Below are 20,197 nucleotides of genomic sequence, written 5' to 3'. Positions count from 1 at the left end.
AATTTCTTAATAAAAAGAGATTTTCTGCCCTGCACCCATGATTATTTCTTCATATCGCTTTTTACCATCATTTTGACTAGTTCTTCAAAACTTACTTTTGTTTTCCAGCCAAGTCTTTCCCTGGCTTTTGAAGGATCTCCTATCAATAGGTCTACTTCAGTTGGTCTGTAAAACATAGGATCAACTTCTACGAGTACTTTTCCACTGTCAGCGTCCCTGCCTATCTCGTTAACTCCCTCCCCTTCCCATTCGATGTCAATGTTTGCTTCTCTAAATGCAAGTTCTGTAAATTCTCTCACTGAGTGAGTTTCCCCCGTCGCTATAACATAATCATCGGGTTTATCCTGATTTAACATGAGCCATATAGCTTCTACGTAATCACCTGCGAATCCCCAGTCACGTTTTGCATTAAGGTTTCCAAGATAAAGTTTATCCAGAAGACCTTTTTTTATTTTTGATACAGCTATTGTAATCTTCCTGGTGACGAAAGTTTCTCCCCTTAAAGGAGATTCGTGATTAAATAGGATACCGTTACAGGCAAACATATCATAAGCTTCACGGTAGTTTATGGTAATCCAGTAAGCATACAATTTAGCTATTGAATAAGGACTCCGGGGGTAAAAAGGAGTTGTTTCTTTTTGTGGAACTTCACGTACTTTTCCGAATAACTCACTGGTTGAGGCCTGATAGAACTTAGATTTGTCTTCAAGTCCGAGAATTCTTATTGCCTCCAGAATACGAAGGGCTCCAAGCCCATCCGAATTTGCAGTGTACTCCGGGGTCTCAAAAGAAACCTGGACATGACTTTGGGCGCCAAGGTTGTAAATTTCATCAGGCTCGATGTCCTTTATAAGCCTGAAAACATTTGCTGAATCAGTCAGGTCTCCGTAATGCAAAAAAAAATTAGAGCTTTCTTGATGGGGATCTTGCAGGAGATGATCTATACGTCCGGTATTACTCAGAGATGATCTTCTGTGCATACCGTGCACAGTATATCCTTTATTCAACAGGAGTTCGGCAAGGTATGCTCCATCCTGACCGGTTACTCCTGTAAGTAATGCGACTTTAGACATTTTTACCACGCAATTTAAAACAAGTGTTTTAACATTTTACTAATTCCTGGTCATTTTTGACCATCATTTTTACCAGTTCTTCAAAGTTTACCTTTGGAACCCATCCGAGTTTTTCGCTGGCTTTTGAAGGATTTCCAACTAATAAGCTTGACTCTAGAGGCCTGTAAAACTGGGGATCAACCTCAACCATAATCTCACCTGTTGCGGCGTTTCTTCCTTTTTTTTCAAGCCCTTCTCCTTCCCATTTGATCTCAAGCCCAACCTCTCTAAACGCAAACTCCACCACTTCCTGTACTGAATGTGTTTCACCTGTTGCAATCACATAATCATCCGGTTTATCATGCTGCAACATCAGCCACATAGCTTCAACGTAGTCTCCTGCAAATCCCCAGTCCCTTTTTGCACCCAGATTTCCAAGGTACAATTTCTCTTGAAATCCTTTTTTTATTCTGACCGCGGCTCTGGTAATTTTTCTCGTAACAAAAATTTCGGGTCTTATTGGAGATTCGTGATTAAACAGGATACCATTGCAGACAAACATATTATAAGCTTCACGATAGTTTATGGCGATCCAGTAAGCATATAATTTGGACACTGCGTAAGGGTTTCTGGGGTGAAAGGGAGTATTTTCATTTTGCGGGATATCCAGTGAGTTTCCGAACAAATCTCCGGTGGAAGCCTGAAAAAATCTTGTTTTCTTTTCCAGCCCAAGAGTGCGTATGGCTTCAAGGAGACGAAGGGTACCGAGTGCATTAATTTCTGCTGTATATTCTGGTCGGTCAAAAGAGACCTGTACATTGCTTTGAGCCGCCAGGTTATAGATCTCATCCGGACATACATCTTTAATAATTCTTAAGAGCTTCGAATAGTCGGTCATGTCACAGAAATGAAAGTGAAGGTTTGCATTTTTCTGTTGTTTGTCCTTTTCTTCTGCTCTGGTAGAAGACTCTCTCTTTATTCCATGTACTACATACCCCTTATCTAATAAAAGTTTTGAAATGTATGTTCCGTCTTGGCCTGTTATGCCTGTGATCAGTGCAACCTTTGTCAAGGAATCACCTTATTTTGCTCCCAATTCTTTTCCTGTAGGAGATAAGACATTCATCATTCTTAAAAACGTAGCTCTCTTTGCGAAAAACATAACTTCTTTATATATAAACTGATTGATATACAAACGTTTAGTATCTTCTTATCTACAGTCTCTACATTGCAAAATTAGATAGAACATAGCTCTTTGTTACTATCTTTATCCTGGCTATAATGGAATCTCCAATGGCAAGATAATTTAAACAGGAGAATTTTAAACAGTAACCAATTTTCTTTTGCAGTAACTTACAGAATTTTTATTGTAATTAAAAATCGCTTCGAAACACATATAAATCACAATTTAAATCTAACGTGAAATAATTTAAAAAATGAGAATAAACATGAAAATAGCTATCTTTCACGATTACTTCGGAGCCATTGGCGGTGGAGAAAAACTGGTGTTGATGCTCGCGAAGTACATTAACGCTGATGTTATCACTACAGACTTAAATCTCGAATCCATTAAAAAAATGGGTTATTCCGATATACATATTATAAGCCTTGGAAAGACTCCAAAGGTGCCTCCTTTAAAGCAAATCTCAGCTTCTTTCCTCTTTGCAACATGTGATTTCTCAAAAAAGTATGATTTCTTTATTTTTTCCGGAAATTGGGCGCATTTTGCTGCAAAAAAACATAAACCAAATTTATACTACTGTCATACTCCTACAAGGGCTTTCTATGACCTTTACGATACCTTTCTGACAAGACAGTCATTTTTTGTTTCAATTTTCTTCAGGATCTGGGTCAGGTTTCACAGACCGATTTCTGAATATTACCTTTCTCACGTCTGTAAAATTGCAACTAACTCGGAGAATACATTGCAGAGAGTTAAAATGTATTTCCACAGGGACGCTGAGGTTATCTATCCTCCGGTTGAGACTACAAAATTCACATGTAATGAGTATGGAGATTTCTGGCTTTCTGTAAATCGCCTCTATCCTGAGAAAAGAGTAGAACTCCAGATCGATGCCTTCAGGGAAATGCCTGAAGAAAAACTTATTATTGTCGGAGGGTATTCAGAAGGAGACCATGCAAAAAGTTATGCAAAAAATATTATTAAAAATCTACCGGATAATGTTAAACTACGTGGGGAAGTCTCTGAGCTAGAGTTGCTTGATCTTTACTCTCGCTGTAAAGGTCTCATTTGCACTGCTATGGATGAGGACTTCGGGATGACACCGGTGGAGGCAATGGCAAGTGGAAAACCTGTTGTAGCTGTGAACGAAGGCGGATTTAAAGAGACCGTAACCGAAAAAACAGGTCTTCTTATATATGCGGATGTTCCCGGCGTTATAGGGGCTGTCAAACTCATATCCAGTGAACCCAAAAGTTACAGAGATGCTTGTCTTGAACAGGCAAAACGCTTTGATCTTTCGATTTTTAGTGAAAAGATGAAAAATGTGGTAAATAATGATTGTTAAACGCATGAAAGAGATCTATGACTACCGGAACCTTATCTGGCAACTGGCATGGAGCGAGTTTAAACTAAGATACAAAAATTCTATACTGGGTTACTTCTGGTCACTTCTGGAACCCATGCTTATGCTTGTAGTTCTGTACTTTATTTTCTCAAATTTAATGAGGGTTCAGGTTGAGTATTACCAGCTGTTTTTGCTTCTTGGAATCGTATTATGGGGATTTATGAGCAGAGCGACAACTATCGGAATGTTTTCCATAGTAGGAAGAGCGAGCATAGTCAAGAAAATTTACTTCCCGCGTGACATCTTCGTTATTTCCTCATGTATTACAGCTTTGCTTATGAGCATCTTCGAGTCTTTAATATTTATAGTATTTATGGTATTTTTCAAAGTACCAGTTTCCATCAACTTGGTGTATGTGCCGCTTATCCTGATTTTCCTGTTTGTCATTTCACTTGGTCTTTCCTTAGCACTTGCCGCGTTAAATGTATTTTACAGGGATGTACAGTTTATCTGGCAGGTTCTTTTGCAGATTGGATATTTTGCAACTCCTATACTGTATACACTCGATGCATTTCCTAAAAATCTACAGAGATTTATTCTCTTGAATCCAATCGCACGGGTTATTATTTCTGCAAGAGATACTATTATTTATTCTTCTCCAGCGAAAACAGAAGATCTTCTGTTTATGTTTCTTTCATCAATAGTTTTCCTTCTTGTAGGATACATTATTTTTTCCAGGTTAGAACCCAGATTTGCGGAGGAAATCTGATGACTGCGATTAAAGTTGAGCATTTGCATAAGACATTTCGCATACCCCATCAAAAAAGAACCACTATCTTTGAGACTTTGACTGGGGCTTTCAAGCCTCCCACATATGAAACTTTCCATGCCCTTACTGATATTAATTTTATAGTTGAAGAAGGGGAAGCTCTCGGGATCATCGGAGAGAACGGAAGTGGAAAGAGTACTCTCTTAAAAATTATTGCAAACATACTCAGGCCTTCAGCAGGGAGTGTTACTGCCCTTAAGAAGCTGACTCCTTTTCTTGAACTTGGAGTTGGTTTTCAATCGGACCTCACTGCTTCAGAGAATATAAAAATATATGCAACTATAATGGGCATGCAAAAAAAAGAAATTAATGATAAAATGGATGATATTCTTAAGTTTGCAGGACTTGAGAATTTCAGGGATACAAAGTTAAAAAATTTTTCATCGGGTATGCAGGTAAGGCTTGCCTTTTCAACAGCAATTCAAACCGATCCGGAAATCCTCTTGATGGACGAAGTACTGGCTGTTGGAGATATGGAGTTCCAGCAGAAGTGTCTGGATGTCTTGAACGAGTACAGGAAAAAAGGAATTACTATAGTCTTTGTTTCCCATGATCTTGGGGCAGTGAGGAGATTCTGTGATAAAGTTTTGCTTTTGAATAAAGGAAAACAAGTTGCAATAGGTGATCCAACTGAAGTGATCGATAAGTACGTTTACGCAAAAGTGGAAACCTCTTCTTCGAAAAATGATGAACCTGAATCAGGTGAAAACAAAGTACAAAACGATCAACATGGTCTTACTTCCCACCAGATTACTGAAAAAATAGCAGAAATCGTTGACGTTAAATTTTATGATAAATTTGACCATGCAAATACTAATTTTAATTCTCTTGATCCTATGAAAGTACGCATCTTTTACAATTCAAAGGAAAGTATAGAGGATCCCGTCTTTGGTATTGCGCTGTATTCCGAAAGGGGTAAACATCTTTTTGGGACAAATACTTTCCTTAAAAATTATCCAATTAATAGTATTTCGGGAAATGGCTATATAGATTTGCTGATTGAAAAAGTACCTTTGCAAACAGGAAAGTTTTTGATGACTGTAGACTTGGTACAATCCAAGAACTATGTTCCGCTAGATCACAAGGATAAACAATATTCATTCTCCATTATTCCAACCGGATATGAGGAAGGTGTGTTGGGTCTTTCATGTACCTGGGAATTAAGTTCAGAGAGGGCGGCCTGATATGAGTACATTTGATATTCGCGATGACGAAATTAATGCAAAAGAAGTTTTGGAAAGGATAAGAGAGAATATTCAGAGTAGAAAAAAAACAGGTGCTTACTCAGAACCGATCCTAAACTCGCTGATTAAAAACTCCGAGAAAAAAATTTCCCCTGCGGTGAATGGAATGACAGCTAAAGATCTGGAATATTTAACTTCAAATTATGATGTTCAGAACAGAAGTTATGTGATCAGTTCACATCGTCATGTTACAGGATCCTTTTTGGTAAAAGGTCGAAATCTGGTAAACGGTGAAGTTAAGAGATATGTAGATCCAGCTTTTGCTCAGCAAAGCGAGGTAAACGCGTGTACCTGTAGAATTCTTACGGAACTTCTAGGTAAAAATGAGGAACTATCCGGTAAATACGAGAGATTACTTACTAAAAACGAAGAGCTCTTTGGGAACTATGAAGAATCTTTGAAAATAAATGAGAAGCTCCTTGGGGAATATGAAAAAGTCGCTGAAAAGAACAGGGAGCTGGATTCAAAAATTAATGCCTTGGATGCTAAATTTATTGAACTGGATAAGATCATGAAAAATGTAACATCTGATTTCCTGGCTTCTTCCAAAAATGCATTAGCGTCTACTGCATGGGGGCAATACTATAGTCAAGAGATCTCCGAAGAAGACCTGTTAGGAAACGTAAATCATCATAATCATTTTATTTCAGTAGTAGAGGAATATGCACAGAAAGCGTCGGGAAATAGGGTACCTAAGCTGATAGAAATTGGTATAGGTACTGCTACCATGTCAATTTATTTTTCTAGGCAAAAATATGAAGTTATGGGGTTAGATAACGATATAAATGTGATTTTTAATGCAATAACCACTAATAGGAGATTGGGTGGACATGCTAACTTTGTCATGTTGGATGCAAACTGTTTAAATCAATTTAAACATAAGTATTTCGATGTAGCTTTTTCACAGGGTACACTGGAACACTTCGATAACGAAGGAATCGTAAAAATGCTTTCAAAACAGCTTGAAGCGGCAAAATATGTTGTGTTCTCTGTTCCTTCGATACATTACCCGAAGCGTGAGTTTGGGAATGAGCGAAAAATGACTACTGAAGAATGGGAAGTAATCCTCAAAGATGGTGGATTGAACATTGAAAAATTGGAGTATTATCGTGAAGATACGCAAATAGTGTGCGTCATTTCCGACAAAACAGAATAGATTGCCATAGACAGTGAACGGTGTAATTTATGAGAATATTCCAAGTTCATCAAATCCATCCTTCAGTAAGTTATGGGGATGCTATTGGTAATGAAATGCTGGAAATAAGGACAGTTCTGAGAGAGCTGGGGTATGAATCTAACATATATGGTCAATACATTCATCCAAAAATGAGCAGCACTGTGAAACAATACAATGAATATCGCAAAATCAGCTCTCCAAATAATATTCTTATCATCCATTATTCTATAGGATATGGCTCTGAACTTCTAAATTTCGTAAAATCGTTGCCGGATAAAAAAATTTTACTTTACCATAACATTACTCCACCCCACTTTTTCCATAATATCAACTCTGATTATGAGTATTCAACTAAAATTGGACATCAAGAACTTAGCACGGAAATAAGAAATATTGTAGATGTAGCGCTTGCCGATTCCGAGTTTAATAAACAGGATCTCATTGATGCTGGTTTCAATAAAACTTCAGTTCTTCCTTACTTGATTAACTTCGATAACTTTAATGTTCAGCCAAATAAAAAAGTAATAAGCAAGTATGATGATGATTTTGTCAACATATTAGTTGTCGGCAGGATCAGTCCTAATAAAAAAATAGAGGATGCTATAAAAAGTTTCTATTATTATAATAAATATATTAACAAAAGATCCAGATTACTTTTAGTAGGTTCATACAATGGAATGGAAAACTATTATACTTACCTGAGGGATCTTGTTCAAGAATTAAATCTGGATAATCTATACTTCACTGGTCACATAAATCTGGATGAACTGGTTTCCTACTACAAAGTGGGAAATATTTTTTTGGCAATGAGCGAACATGAAGGATTCTGCGTACCTTTACTTGAAAGTATGCATTTCAAAATTCCAATTATTGCAAACAACTGCACAGCCATCCCACAAACGCTTGGTGAGTCAGGGATTTTAGTTAACGAAAAAAACTATATAGAAATCGCGGAAATGATCAACCTGCTGGTTGAAGATAAAACATTAAGAAAAAAAGTTGTCGATAAGCAAACTAAAAGATTGGAGTTTTTCAACAAAAAGAATATATCTGAAATTTTGAAGAATTATATTGATACTGATTTTAAAGAAATTAATTCCAAGCCGTCCATAAGGATCGAAGGCACGTTTGAAGATTCTTATAGTTTGTCTATAATAAACCGAAATTTAGCTCTGGCATTAGATAAACTTGATCAAGACGTTTCACTTTTTGCAACAACAGGTACAGGAGATTACATCCCACAAAAAGGAAGCATAAAAGACAAAAGAGTCAGGGAATTATGGAAAAATGACCCGAAATTTCCTTTCTTTTCAATAAGAAACATTTATCCTCCCAGAACAAAAGATATGAACGGGAGATATAATCTTATCTACTTTTTCTGGGAAGAATCGGCCCTCCCTCAGGAATGGATCGATGATCTCAATTCTCTGGATGGGATTCTAGTACCTACAAATTTTGTTAAAGACGTTTTGATCAACTCAGGCATAAATACCAGGATTGGAGTTATTCCTACAGGCGTCCAGATTGATCATTTTGAAAAAGATGTGTTGCCTGCGGAATTACATACTAATAAAAAATTCTTATTCTTCAATGTAGGTTCCGGTTTTCCAAGGAAGGGCATTGATGTTCTCCTTAAGGCCTACACAAAAGAGTTTTCTAGAGAAGATGACGTTTGTTTAGTTGTGAAGACGTTTCCTAATATTCACAATAATATTGCTGAGCAAATAAAAAACATTGTGAAACCTAATGGTCCTGAAGTTATTCACATTGATCGCGATATTTCTGATAATGAATTGGTATCACTCTATAAAAAATGCAATTATTATGTCTCACCTACAAGAGGTGAGGGTTTTGGTCTTACTATGGCAGAAGCAATGCTTTGCAAAGTTCCTGTAATTACCACCAACTACAGCGGTCATCTTGATTTCTGTAATGAAAAGACTTCATACTTAGTTGATTTTAAGCTTGAGCCTTCTATTACGCATTTAAAAAAGCAATATACTATGGCTGATTCATTGTGGGCAGAGCCTGATGTAAACCATTTGGCTACTTTGATGAGACACGTGTACGAAAATAAAAATAGCGATGAAGTAAAAGCAAAAGTAGAAACAGCGTATGCCAATATCAAAAACAATTTTAACTGGGATGTCTCAGCAAAGAAAACGATCGAGTTTCTGAAAAGTGTTAGATTCAAACCAAAACTGGGTATTGTTTCTACCTGGAATACAAAATGTGGTATCGCAGAGTACACAAAATATTTGGTTAGCAATTTAAGAAACCCAGAGGAAGTTAAAATCTTTGCAAACAAAGTAAGTTCTAAAGATCTTATAACAATGGATGGAGATAACGTAATTCGTTGCTGGGAACCATATTTCGATGACCTGAGCACTCTTTGCAATAAAATATTGGAAAGCGATCTGGATGTAATCCACGTTCAGTTCAATTTTGGGTTCTTTGAACTGAACTCTCTGGCTGATATGGTCAAAAAGCTAAAAGAGAAGGGAATAAAATTGATAATCACTTTTCATTCTGTAGGTAATACCGAATTTATGAACAAACCCGTTAAATTAGACTCTATCAAAAAAGAGCTAAGACTTGTAGACAAAATCTGGGTGCATTCATCAAGTGACGTCAGGGAATTATCAGAAAAAGGAATTATTGACAATGTAATTAAAATTCCCCATGGAAATGTAGTTTTCGACAACAATGAAAAAGAAGAACTTAAAAAAGGAATTTTCAACAATTCGAAAATAATCTCTACTTTTGGCTTTCTCCTGCCACATAAAGGAGTATTAGAAACGATACAGGCGTTACCTTCAATTATAAAGAAGTATCCTGACTTGCTTTTTCTGGTTGTAAGTTCCATATTTCCAGATGAGATCTCAGTAAAATATTACGAAAGCTGTAAGAAAGAAGTTAGTAACTTAGGAATTAATAGACACGTTATATTCTTTACGGATTTTTTGGAAAAACAGGAAATTATTTACCTGTTACAGGCTTCCGACATCGTTGTAATGCCTTACAAAGATACAAAAGAGGGAGCTAGTGGCGCTATAAGGTTTTCTCTGGCTTCTCAAAGGCCTGTTATCGTAACAGATATTCCAATATTTAGTGAATTTAAAGAAGAAGTTTATAAAATCCCTGGGTGTTCTCCAGATGAAATCAAAAAGGGGATTATGAAATTATATGAAAACGAAAAATTACAGAAAGAAGTTGCCAACTCTGCTGAGAGAAAGATAAAAGAGATTAGCTGGTCAAACATTGCAAAAAGATATGAAAATGTGTTGTTTCAGTTAGGAAATGCTTCATCTTGAAGTAAGTTTTTGGGTATGAGTTTTTGTGCTTTTTCAGGAGAATGGGAGAGTAAATACTTTTCTATAGTATGTATGCATGAGATACTGCATCATACGTCAGAAAAGATATTCTGGATATTAATCACAAACATTTCACCCCCGGTGGGTCTTGGTAAATGAAAAGAATAAACGGCTTTAAAGCTCGTGTTTCGAACAAAAAACAAATCTTTCATTTTAATGCAATAATATTCTCCATACTATTACAGACAGGAAGTGGAATACGTGGAAAATATGCTGCACTTTCAGTAAAAAACACTTCTCTCTTTATTATAGTTACTAACACTTTTTATTTTCTTTCTTTAGTACTTCTTGTTTTACAGGCTATTGTCTGGCAGCTATTAGCACTGATATATTACCCACTCTCTTATGCATATTCGTTTTTAAGCTTAGTTAACTTTATGATACTGGTTTTTTCTACAATTTTATTTCAAGAACAGATTACTATATACAATGTTTTGGGATTAATCTTCATATCTTTTGAATTTTTATACTATCTCGCAGTTTTGAAGAAAGTGCCTAATTCATTCTTTCATATTATGTTTAGCGTTAGTGATTACTTGTATCGAAAGCAGAAATTCCATGTTCAAACTATTAAATTACGCACGGTACAGACTTTGAATTCTAGTAAACTTGCGATATTGTCATTGAATTTGTTAAAGTCAGATAAAGTGAGTTTAATTTTAAACCCACTTACATGTTGATAACTTCTTTGTGAAAAAATTCACTTTAGTACCCGGAGGTAAAGAATGGGATCTATTTCGAATATTTCAAGTGGATTCAAAAAATTAATCGAGGATTCAAGGATATCTCATATTTTCAGAATCAATTATTTAAAAAATGATCAGCTACTTAACTGGATTCTATTTTTTCTAATTTTGTATGGTTTGTCCCTAAAATTTCAACTTTCACTGTTACATAAACTAGACAGTGATGACGTCTCGCCAGGCCTGGTTTGGAAAGAGTTCTTTGTTCATGGGAATTCTTTTTTGCAGGGATTCTATTTTCCGTTCGCAGATCCACATGTATTTTCGGACTTAATTCCTTATCATTTGCTTCCACAGTTATTTTCAGGATATAGTCCAGTAGCATTGGCTTTATCTGCATATATCATATTCGTTGTTATAATTTTAATCTTTTCTGTACTTGTATATAACATGACTAAAAATATAACAAGTTCCCTGATATTTGCTTCACTTCTCGTAAACATTCCTAACTTTGCTGCAGACAATTTCTTTTTGCGGCCAGAAGTACATATGGGAGCAATTACTTTTTTAGGAGTTCTTTTGCTAATCTACCCACAGAATACTCATGGAAGATTGAATGCTGTTCTCTACTTACTTATTTTAGCTCTTATCAGTTTTTCGGATTCTCTTATCCTTTTATGGTATTTCGTTCCGCTTTTTGTTACTAGTACATTACTCGCATTGCTAAATAGACCATTTGAAATTAGAAAAATGAGTTTCCCAATTATTTCCGGAATAGTAGTATCACTGGTTTATTTAGTAAAAGGAAACATACCGACTTTAATTAAATATCCGATTAGTTTAATTACAGATAAAGGACTAATTTTTGAGAATTTTCTTTTATTATTCAAAGGGATTTGTCTGCTATATAATCATAAGTTATTTGAATTCTCAGAAACATATAAGTTTAATTTTCTTACAATAGTTATAATTTTAATCACTATGGGAATAATCTGTTTTGTGTTCAGTAATATTTCAAAAACATTCAGTAAAAACCCTGTATGGTGTTTATTTGTTATCCTTTCGATTACCTCCATTTCAATCGCTTATGTTTTCACTTCAATTACCACTAACGTTTACACAACAAGATATCTCACATTCCCACTAATGCTCGGTCTAAGCATGGTGTCTCTGACATACAGTCAAAACATAAAATTTCAAAAAGTATATCTCTTCTTTATTCTTTCAATAATTGTTATAAATGCGGGTTCCAATGCAGAACTTTTAAAAGGAGGGTATGAACAACCAAACAGAGAACAATACGAATTAATAGGATATTTGAAGGAATCAAATTTAATTTTTGGTTACGGGGACTACTGGGATGCCAATCTTATAACTTATTTATCCAATGAAGAAATCGTTATTAGACCTGTAATATTTAATGACGCAAAGATAACCCCTTTTAAGTGGCTCTCATTTAAAAAATGGTTTACGGAACAGGGAATGAATGACGGGGATGTTTTTGTTGTACAAAGTAATTTCCAGAATGAAGAAATTGAGTACTTGGTGAACAAAAATCCTCCCAAAAAAATACTCAAGTTTGGAAATTATAAAATTTATGTATGGAATGTTCCAGAATTTAAAAAAATGATGGAGGATTTTGACTGAGAACAATTGTCTCTGAACTGTCATTTTTTGACTGCCGAAAATAACGAGTCAAATATAAATAATACATAGGACAGATCTTCGATCTAACAAGTTAATCAGAAAATGTAGGATTATAACATGTTATCAAAGGCTGATTATATATTCACCGATTCAAAATCAAGACTTGAAACTTATTTTAATCTAAAAAAAGTAATTCTCAATCTTAAAGGGTTATCTTCAAGATATGATATTTTTGATACTTTAGTTCTACTTCTGTTTTTTTCTAACTTTTTTCTCTATATTTTTTTGCTTAATTCAACTTATGAATATTTATGTTCTTTTAATGCTTACGACAAAGGAATAATGTATCAACTTTTTCATAATACTGTTGTCCATAATCATTTCTTTTATTCATCAATAAACGGGGGAGGCGTCATAGATTTTGTTGGTCATCAAAGGTATATATTTTTATTACTTCTTCCTTTTTTTTATATACATCCGCATCCAATTACTTTTTCGATTATCAGCTCTCTTTTATTATCTTTAGGCGCATTTCCAGTCTACTGGTTAGCTAATGAGGTGTCTAAATCTAAAAAAATATCATTAGTCTCAGTCATGATCTATTTCTTACACCCTACTGTAAGCTGGCTATTTTTAGAAAGTGTTAAAGAAGAGATATTTGCACTGCCATTTCTTTTGTTTGCTTTTTATTATATGTACGTTAAATCTTTTAACAAATTCCTGTTCTTCCTGTTTCTTGCATGCATTTGTAAAGAAAACATATCTCTGGTAGCCGTAATGTTTGGAGTCTATGCATTTATAGAGAAATACGAAAAAAAATGGATTTATACTCCTTTGATATTAGGTATCGGAATTTTTTCTTTTGAATTACTGTATTTAAAGCCCTATTTTGCAGTTTTGTCTCATCAGCTTTATGGTCCTGTCTTATCATCTCAGTCCGAAATGTTAGCTGGCAGGTACTCTTATTTAGGTACATCAATTACTGATGTGATATTTAATCTCCTGACAAATCCCCAATTGCTTCTCAAATACTTGTTTACTCAGGAAAGTTTGAATTATTTACTAATTCTCTTTTTGCCTGTAGGTTACGTTTGCTTTTTTAAACCTAAAGTCCTACTAATCGCGTCTCCAGTACTTTTACAGAATCTTTTAGCAAATTTTCCAGCCCAGCGTATGATTTGTTTCCATTACTCAGCGGTAATAATTTTTGCTATCGTTTGTTCTGCTATTTTCTTTCTTTCATCTATTAATAAAAAAATTAGTACCAAAAAACTTAATCTAGTTTTAATTGTTTTGATCATTCTAAGTCTGTATTCTTTTTCTGTCTATGGCGGAGTTGGTAAAACGATTTCAGATATTAATTCTGCTCAGAAAAATGAATCTCAAGAATATTTCACAAACATAAGCCGAATCCCTTATGAAAGTAATATTCTTTGTTCAGGAAGTATGGGGTGTTATTTCTACAGGAATCTTAATGTTTCATATATGAGCAATGATAATTCATATATGAACAACAATGTTACATATACGGATGATGACGTTATATCTACGGACGACTCTCAAAGAGATGGTTCAGATCTATATGATTATATAATTATACAAAGGACTCCACTGGCAAATTATGGTTTATATCAAAACATCAATTCATATTTAAAAAATCATAAGCTTTATTATTTAAACAGCTATTGTTTTATTTTTGAAAAAAATAATCAGAGTTTTGAGTCCAGCAGTATAAGTGATGATAATTTTGTCTACAACAATTTGTTTTTCTGTAGCCAAAAAAACACAGGTTCGCTCACATTTGATGATCAGATCGGAAAATACGCTTTTTACAGTGATAAGACTTTTAATGAATCTGGTTATCTGGTTTATGGGCCATACATAACATTGCCTGAAGGAAAATACACTATAGAGTATATTTTAAAAGCAGAAAATATCACTGACACTTCTCTCAGTGTTGCAAGTATAGACATCTCCTATATAAAGGACGGGGAGCATGGAATTGACTCTACAAAGGATATATATGCAAGTGATTTAATTGAGGGAAAGTACAGCTCTCAGAATTTAACATTAAATGTTGAGAAGTCTGGGGAAAACCAATTGTTTGAATTCAGGGTATTACAACCACTTTCCAGTGATTTATATGTAGAACGAATTAATATACATAAATGCATGTAAAGCGTAATTATATATTATATATATTTATCAAAAAGAATCATAATTTTACTTCAACTGAAACTCTCTTAAGTTATTTGATTAACGTTTAATACTGTCAGTGTGAATAAAGGGAATAACTCAATGAAACATTAGCTTTAACCATTTTAATGGAACTAATTTATATCAGGCGTAAAATAGATATATATCATTTCGATTGTTACTCAAGGTTTTACTCTCAATATCCATCTGGTCTAGGCGAAAATGGGCAACTACTTATGAAATATATTACAGGAAAAAAATTTATAACTGTGCTTGCAACTTTTTTGCTTCTTGGAATAATATTATCTCAGATCAGAATAGAGGACCTCATAGCAACAATTAAAAACATTGACAAAACTTATCTGGTCCTGGGTTTTTTTTTGTATGTTTTAAGTTATCTTCTTCGGGGATTAAGATTTCATATTCTTTTAGACAAGAAAATATCTCTCACCGATCTTTTTCATATTGTATGCGTTCATAATATGGTAAATAGTATTCTTCCAGCAAGATCTGGTGAACTCTCTTATATTTATATTTTAAAAAAGTATCATGATAAGTCTACTGGAGAAGGAGTTGCAACATTGATGGTTGCAAGAGTGTTAGATTTCATTACAATTTCATTATTGTTTTTTATGTCTTCTTTATTTGTACATGATTTTCCTGAAACATTTTCTAGCATCATCTGGTTAGTCGTTTTATTTACCGCTTTGCTGGCTGTTTTTTTGATAATTTTGCTTTATGCAGGTGACATCTTTTTGAAGTTTGCTAACGCGGTTTTCAAAACTCTTAAACTGAACAAACACGGTTTAGTTAATTTCTTTTCAAGAAAAGCAATAGAGATCGTTGACAGCTTTAAAAATATAAAGAACAGCGGTAAAATGATAGAACTATTTATAATCTCATTTACCATCTGGATTACTTTATATTTTCTGAACTATACTTTAATTAAATCTTTATCTATAAATATTGGTTTTTTTGAGGTTTTATTAGCTTCTACTTTTGTAGTTTTTATGTCTATTCTTCCTATTCAAGGGATGGGAGGATTTGGAACCTACGAGGTTGGATGGGCAATTGGCTTTGTCGGAATCGGCTTGTCTAAGGAACTTGCAATCAATTCTGGAATAGTTGTTCATATTATCGGGATTGTTTATTACGTGTTACTCGGGTTCTATGGCTATCAATATTTATGTAAAAAATAATACATCAATTCAAAGAATCAATTAGATCTATTTGATTATTGGAAATTTTTTTATTTCTGAAAAACTAGATAATTTTTTCCTTATTGATAACTTAAAGTCAGTAATCCAGAAAGTTCTTAAATTATTTAGAAATGAGCCTTAAATAGTAGAACATAATTCAACTTTTTATTTATAGATGATTAATAATAAGTTTTTGGATTGGACTTTATATGGCTTTTGACCATTCATCAAATTGTTAATTTTTCGTATATTAAAGATTAAACTATTATAAATCTTAGATACTGTGTCCAGAAACACGATGTTTGGGTAAACGACCAAATTTTCAAATGAAAACTTCGTTATTTCTGTATTTAATATTAAATCCTCAAATGACTTTTCTGTAAGAGGGCTTTTGTGAGTAATATCTGAGAAATACGTAGCTAACCCATGAATGTTATTGCAATTGGGTACAATTATTATGATTCTGCCATTTTTGTTTAGTAACTTGTACAGTGAATTTATGATGTATATTATTTCTTGATAAGAAAAATGTTCTAGTACATTGCTCAAAATAAAAGTATCAGCCTTTTCATTGCTTGATGATACATGATCAATTATATTTTCTTGTTTAACTTTAAATTCCTTTAATCTACAAAATTCCACATTTTCTTTTAGTAAATCAATGCCTGAAATGTTAGTATAGTTATTACTTTTTAAAAAATATAAAAAATGGCCTAATCCACAACCCAGATCAATAATTTTCGCACTTTTGTTTAATGGTAAATGTTTTAATACGTTTTTTCTATAATAATTCTCATATACTTCGTATTGCCTGTTAATGGGAATGAACTTGTTAGTTAAATTAGCTTTATAATTATTGAGGTTATTATCCATATGTCAATATCTCCAAGTACTCTTCACATATATTCTTATCCTCAAACTTCTTAATTTCTTCTCTGTTATACTCTGAAAAATTTATCTTAAGTCTACAGTCTTTTTCAAATCTATTTATCCTATCAGTCAAAGTTTCAACATCTCCGAAGTTAACAAGATACCCATTCTTTCCTTCTTTTATAAAATCAACCTGACCACCGCTATCAGTTGAGATTATTGGAAGGCCAACCTGCATAGCTTCCTGTAGAACGATACCAAATCCTTCATGTAGAGAAGAAAGCACGTAAACATCAGAATTTTGAAGATATTGAAACTTTTTAGTTTCTGAAACAAATCCTAAAAAATGAATTCTATCTGAAATATTCAATTCTTTGGTTAAACTTTCCAAATTGTTTATTTCAGGTCCTTCGCCAATTATCAGTGCATGGACGTTATCAGAAGTGTTTTTAATTGCTTTAATCAAAAAATCAAAGCCTTTTCGTTTCACCAATCTTCCAATACTTATAGTATAAAATAAATTCTCATCTAAATCCAAATCTTTGCGGTTGATTTTTTCAAATCCAACAGGCTCGTAAGCTAAGGGAATAGTATTTATGTCTTTTTCAATACTGTAGTGTTTTAATGCATTATCTTTAATGTCCGACGATTCAGCGACAATGTGTCTTGAGTTGCTCAATACCCATTCTACTACTTTTTTTAAATACCATTTTTTATGAGGAGAATAGTTTTTAGAAGGATCATAGATATCTCCCCCATATATGGATAGAATATTCGGTAAACTAAACTTACGGGATATCCAAATTCCCAAAGGTCCAGTCGGAATAGCAAAATGAGTGTTGATAAATGAATATTTATTTATTTTGCACAGTTCAGAAGCCTTTTTATAAGCTAAAAAAGGGAAACTGACCATAGATGGGATTGTAGCAGTAGAGAGTTCTTTCCGCCCTATGACATTAACTCTATAAACATTAATTCCATCAACGTTTTCATACTTTTTTAAGCCCGCATATCCGGTTGTAACATAATCTACCTGATAACCCAGTTTGATGAAGCCTTCTGCAAGTTTTTTGGCTGCAACCCCTCCTCCACCCCCTAGTGGGGGAAACTCGTAATTTAACATCAAAACCTTCATCCAATGATCCTCTCAACCAGGTAATTCTTCCTCCCATTCTGACCATAGTATATCTTTATTAAAATATCTGCAAGGATTCCAATGGTGAAAAACTGGATACCTATAACCAGGGACATAACACTAACTGTAAATAATGGCCTGTCAATCCCGGTTTCATAAAGTAATCTTAAAATAACCAGATATATGGAAACTATTCCACCAAAAAGGATTAAAATAATTCCCATGCTCCCGAAAATATGGATTGGTCTCATGGAGTATTTCTGCCAGAAAGTTACAACCAGAAGGTCAAGGAAACCTTTAATAATCCTTTTCCAGTTATACTTTGTTTTCCCGTACTTTCGTTCCCTGTGGTTTGTTTTTATTTCTCCTATTCTATATCCTTTCCAGGAAAGCATAGCAGGGATGTATCTATGCAGTTCTCCGTATAGTTCAAGGTCTTCAGTACTTTCTTTTACATAAGCTCGTAGAGTACAACCGGAGTCATGAATAGTTTCTCCTGTAAATCTCTTTCTTAACCGATTTGCGAACTTTGAAAATAACTTTTTTGAGAGAGGGTCCTTTCGGTCAAATCTCCATCCACAGACGACATCAAGATCTTCTTTTTTGAGTTTTTCCAGAAACTTCGGGATATCTCTCGGGTCATTTTGAAGATCTGCATCCATTGTAATAACGGTTTTACCGGTGGCATAGTCAAGACCAGCTCTTAAGGCTGCACTCTGCCCGAAGTTTTTCCTTAATTTCACCACTTTCAGTTTTTCATCATTTTTACTGAGGTCACTAAGTTTTTTGAAAGTAAGATCAGTAGAACCATCGTCCACAAAAATCATCTCATAATTACTCCCCAGAGATTTAAGAGCAGCTTTAATTTCCTGGTAGCAGAGCTCAACATTTTCTTCTTCGTTATAAGTGGGAATCACAATTGAGAGCTCAATATCCATTCTGCATACCTCTCAAGCCCCTTATCTATTGATATTTCAGGCTTCCACCCAATCTCCTTCCATGCTTTTTCATAACTTGACAGAGTGTGTTCTGCATCTCCTATTACAGAGTCTGTGTAAACAATTTCTGACTCACTTTCGCTAATCTCAATAATTTTCGAGACAAGTTCATTGATGGCGACAGAATGCCCACTACCAATATTGTATACTCCGCTGCCTTTTTTCATGCAGATCAGGTTCGCTCTCACAATGTCATCAATGCAGGTGAAATCCCTGGTTTTTTCTCCGTCTCCGAAAATGGTGATCGTTTCATTCTTCAGAGCAGCTTTCATAAAAATGCTTATTGCAAGGTCTGGTCTCATTCTTGGCCCGTAAACAGTAAAATAGCGCAGAGATACACTTTTTAAGCCATAGAGTTCCTCAAAAACTCTGCAGTAGTGTTCAGCCAGCAGTTTCGAAACTCCATAAGGAGATACCGGCTGGTTGGGGTGATTTTCATCAAAAGGAAGATATTCCACTTTTCCATAAACTGAGGATGAAGAGGCATTAATTATCTTCTTAATATCGGAATCGAGGGCTGCCTCCAGCAGATTTAGAGTTCCTGTTGTGTTAACTTCATGAGGTTTCATGGGATCTTTAACTGATATTCTTATGCCTGCCTGGGCTGCTTCATGAAAAACATAATCAACTCCCTCAAAGATGTTTTTCAAAAGAACTTTATCCCGAACATCGCCTTCGATTAGCTGGAAGCTTTCGTTCTCTAGAAAAGGTTCAATATTCTTTCTTTTTATTTGAGGATCGTAGTAGTCATCAAAGTTATCCAAACACATGACTTCGTTGCCTTTGCTAAGCAATTTCTCTATTATGTGGGAACCAATAAAACCTGCCCCACCAGTAACCAAGATATTTATGATTGATACCCCTGTTTAGATATTTTCCTTTTTTAATGAGTTAATTCCAAAAGCTACTTTTTCCTTAATTATTAAGATCTTACAGGATTATTTTTATAATCTGGAGCTTGATTCGTTACTTGAGATACAAGATTCAAGAAATAATTTTAAGTTTTGGATGAAATATCACAGAAATATCTTCTTGTATGCTTCTATCCAGCTAAAGAACCTTTACAGTGCACTCTTCTTTTTGAATTTATTCTAATTACTTTTATCGGTCTTTATCTTTTCTAGTTATTATTTTTACTGATATATTGGACTTTATCCTCTTTCTTTAGGAACATTTTTGAATAAAGCGAGAGAAAGAGCTATTTCTTTGTCATAGTATTATTTAAAGGAACCTTGAATAACATTCATCATTAAGTGTTATGTTCG

At 34.3% G+C, this 20,197-nt stretch carries 14 protein-coding genes; 8 read left to right on the top strand and 6 right to left on the bottom strand.

The genetic code is table 11. The features are described 5' to 3' along the window. Positions 1-41: 41 nt before the first annotated feature. Positions 42-1,073, bottom strand: a complete 1,032-nt coding sequence (gene gmd / locus MSHOH_RS16675; RefSeq protein ID WP_048141354.1) for a GDP-mannose 4,6-dehydratase — start codon at positions 1,071-1,073, stop codon at positions 42-44. Positions 1,074-1,101: 28 nt separating this feature from the next. Next, the gene (gmd, locus tag MSHOH_RS16670) at positions 1,102-2,124 is read right to left on the bottom strand and encodes a GDP-mannose 4,6-dehydratase (protein ID WP_048141352.1); all 1,023 of its coding nucleotides are present in this window, start codon (positions 2,122-2,124) and stop codon (positions 1,102-1,104) included. Positions 2,125-2,500: 376 nt separating this feature from the next. On the opposite strand from gmd (MSHOH_RS16670), the gene MSHOH_RS16665 reads away from it, so the two are divergent. The 8 genes from MSHOH_RS16665 (at position 2,501) to MSHOH_RS16625 (ending at position 15,929) form a co-directional block, all read left to right on the top strand. Further along, a complete protein-coding gene (locus MSHOH_RS16665; protein WP_048141350.1) occupies positions 2,501-3,580 on the top strand; it encodes a glycosyltransferase in 1,080 nt (359 codons plus the stop codon). Beyond that, positions 3,570-4,349 (top strand): ABC transporter permease, encoded by a 780-nt coding sequence (locus MSHOH_RS16660; RefSeq protein ID WP_052730903.1) that lies wholly within the window; start codon positions 3,570-3,572, stop codon positions 4,347-4,349. The genes MSHOH_RS16665 and MSHOH_RS16660 overlap by 11 nt, the downstream gene beginning before the upstream one ends. Continuing rightward, a complete protein-coding gene (locus MSHOH_RS16655; protein ID WP_048141348.1) occupies positions 4,349-5,593 on the top strand; it encodes an ABC transporter ATP-binding protein in 1,245 nt (414 codons plus the stop codon). Before MSHOH_RS16660 ends, MSHOH_RS16655 begins: the two co-directional genes overlap by 1 nt. A 1-nt stretch (position 5,594) precedes the next feature. Further along, the gene (locus tag MSHOH_RS16650; protein ID WP_048141346.1) at positions 5,595-6,809 is read left to right on the top strand and encodes a class I SAM-dependent methyltransferase; all 1,215 of its coding nucleotides are present in this window, start codon (positions 5,595-5,597) and stop codon (positions 6,807-6,809) included. Positions 6,810-6,838: 29 nt separating this feature from the next. Continuing rightward, positions 6,839-10,144, top strand: a complete 3,306-nt coding sequence (locus MSHOH_RS16645) for a glycosyltransferase (RefSeq protein WP_048141344.1) — start codon at positions 6,839-6,841, stop codon at positions 10,142-10,144. Positions 10,145-10,929: 785 nt separating this feature from the next. Further along, positions 10,930-12,534, top strand: coding sequence for a hypothetical protein (locus tag MSHOH_RS16635; protein WP_048141339.1), 1,605 nt, complete (start codon positions 10,930-10,932; stop codon positions 12,532-12,534). Between the two features lie 117 nt (positions 12,535-12,651). Continuing rightward, positions 12,652-14,712: a DUF2079 domain-containing protein gene (locus MSHOH_RS16630; RefSeq protein ID WP_048141337.1), complete on the top strand. Its 2,061-nt coding sequence runs from the start codon at positions 12,652-12,654 to the stop codon at positions 14,710-14,712. A 254-nt stretch (positions 14,713-14,966) separates the two neighbouring features. Further along, complete coding sequence (locus MSHOH_RS16625) at positions 14,967-15,929, top strand: lysylphosphatidylglycerol synthase transmembrane domain-containing protein (protein ID WP_158024221.1); 963 nt, start codon at positions 14,967-14,969, stop codon at positions 15,927-15,929. A 165-nt stretch (positions 15,930-16,094) separates the two neighbouring features. Here the strand turns inward: MSHOH_RS16625 and MSHOH_RS16620 are convergent, their stop codons facing one another. Genes MSHOH_RS16620 through MSHOH_RS16605 form a run of 4 tightly spaced genes read right to left on the bottom strand, consistent with a single transcriptional unit; the run spans position 16,095 to position 19,774 of the window. After that, positions 16,095-16,802 (bottom strand): class I SAM-dependent methyltransferase, encoded by a 708-nt coding sequence (locus tag MSHOH_RS16620; RefSeq protein ID WP_048141333.1) that lies wholly within the window; start codon positions 16,800-16,802, stop codon positions 16,095-16,097. Next, positions 16,795-17,934 carry a glycosyltransferase family 4 protein gene (locus MSHOH_RS16615; protein ID WP_048141331.1) on the bottom strand — a complete coding sequence of 380 codons (1,140 nt, stop codon included), beginning with the start codon at positions 17,932-17,934 and terminating at the stop codon, positions 16,795-16,797. The genes MSHOH_RS16620 and MSHOH_RS16615 overlap by 8 nt, the downstream gene beginning before the upstream one ends. After that, positions 17,931-18,872 carry a glycosyltransferase family 2 protein gene (locus MSHOH_RS16610; protein ID WP_048141328.1) on the bottom strand — a complete coding sequence of 314 codons (942 nt, stop codon included), beginning with the start codon at positions 18,870-18,872 and terminating at the stop codon, positions 17,931-17,933. The genes MSHOH_RS16615 and MSHOH_RS16610 overlap by 4 nt, the downstream gene beginning before the upstream one ends. After that, the gene (locus tag MSHOH_RS16605; protein ID WP_239451024.1) at positions 18,848-19,774 is read right to left on the bottom strand and encodes an SDR family oxidoreductase; all 927 of its coding nucleotides are present in this window, start codon (positions 19,772-19,774) and stop codon (positions 18,848-18,850) included. The genes MSHOH_RS16610 and MSHOH_RS16605 overlap by 25 nt, the downstream gene beginning before the upstream one ends. Positions 19,775-20,197 lie beyond the last annotated feature (423 nt).

It is taken from the genome of Methanosarcina horonobensis HB-1 = JCM 15518, assembly GCF_000970285.1.
In the GTDB taxonomy this organism is placed as follows: Archaea; Halobacteriota; Methanosarcinia; order Methanosarcinales; family Methanosarcinaceae; genus Methanosarcina; species Methanosarcina horonobensis.
The sequence above is the reverse complement of the archived record's forward strand: the minus strand, read 5'-3'. Positions and strand labels throughout refer to the sequence as shown.

Coding starts and splice junctions, on each gene's coding strand:
- gmd (WP_048141354.1), bottom strand. CDS start 1,073: ATGTCTAAAGTCGCATTACTTACAGGAGTAACCGGTCAGGATGGAGCA.
- MSHOH_RS16665 (WP_048141350.1), top strand. CDS start 2,501: ATGAAAATAGCTATCTTTCACGATTACTTCGGAGCCATTGGCGGTGGA.
- MSHOH_RS16660 (WP_052730903.1), top strand. CDS start 3,570: ATGATTGTTAAACGCATGAAAGAGATCTATGACTACCGGAACCTTATC.
- MSHOH_RS16655 (WP_048141348.1), top strand. CDS start 4,349: ATGACTGCGATTAAAGTTGAGCATTTGCATAAGACATTTCGCATACCC.
- MSHOH_RS16650 (WP_048141346.1), top strand. CDS start 5,595: ATGAGTACATTTGATATTCGCGATGACGAAATTAATGCAAAAGAAGTT.
- MSHOH_RS16645 (WP_048141344.1), top strand. CDS start 6,839: ATGAGAATATTCCAAGTTCATCAAATCCATCCTTCAGTAAGTTATGGG.
- MSHOH_RS16635 (WP_048141339.1), top strand. CDS start 10,930: ATGGGATCTATTTCGAATATTTCAAGTGGATTCAAAAAATTAATCGAG.
- MSHOH_RS16630 (WP_048141337.1), top strand. CDS start 12,652: ATGTTATCAAAGGCTGATTATATATTCACCGATTCAAAATCAAGACTT.
- MSHOH_RS16625 (WP_158024221.1), top strand. CDS start 14,967: ATGAAATATATTACAGGAAAAAAATTTATAACTGTGCTTGCAACTTTT.
- MSHOH_RS16620 (WP_048141333.1), bottom strand. CDS start 16,802: ATGGATAATAACCTCAATAATTATAAAGCTAATTTAACTAACAAGTTC.
- MSHOH_RS16615 (WP_048141331.1), bottom strand. CDS start 17,934: ATGAAGGTTTTGATGTTAAATTACGAGTTTCCCCCACTAGGGGGTGGA.
- MSHOH_RS16610 (WP_048141328.1), bottom strand. CDS start 18,872: ATGGATATTGAGCTCTCAATTGTGATTCCCACTTATAACGAAGAAGAA.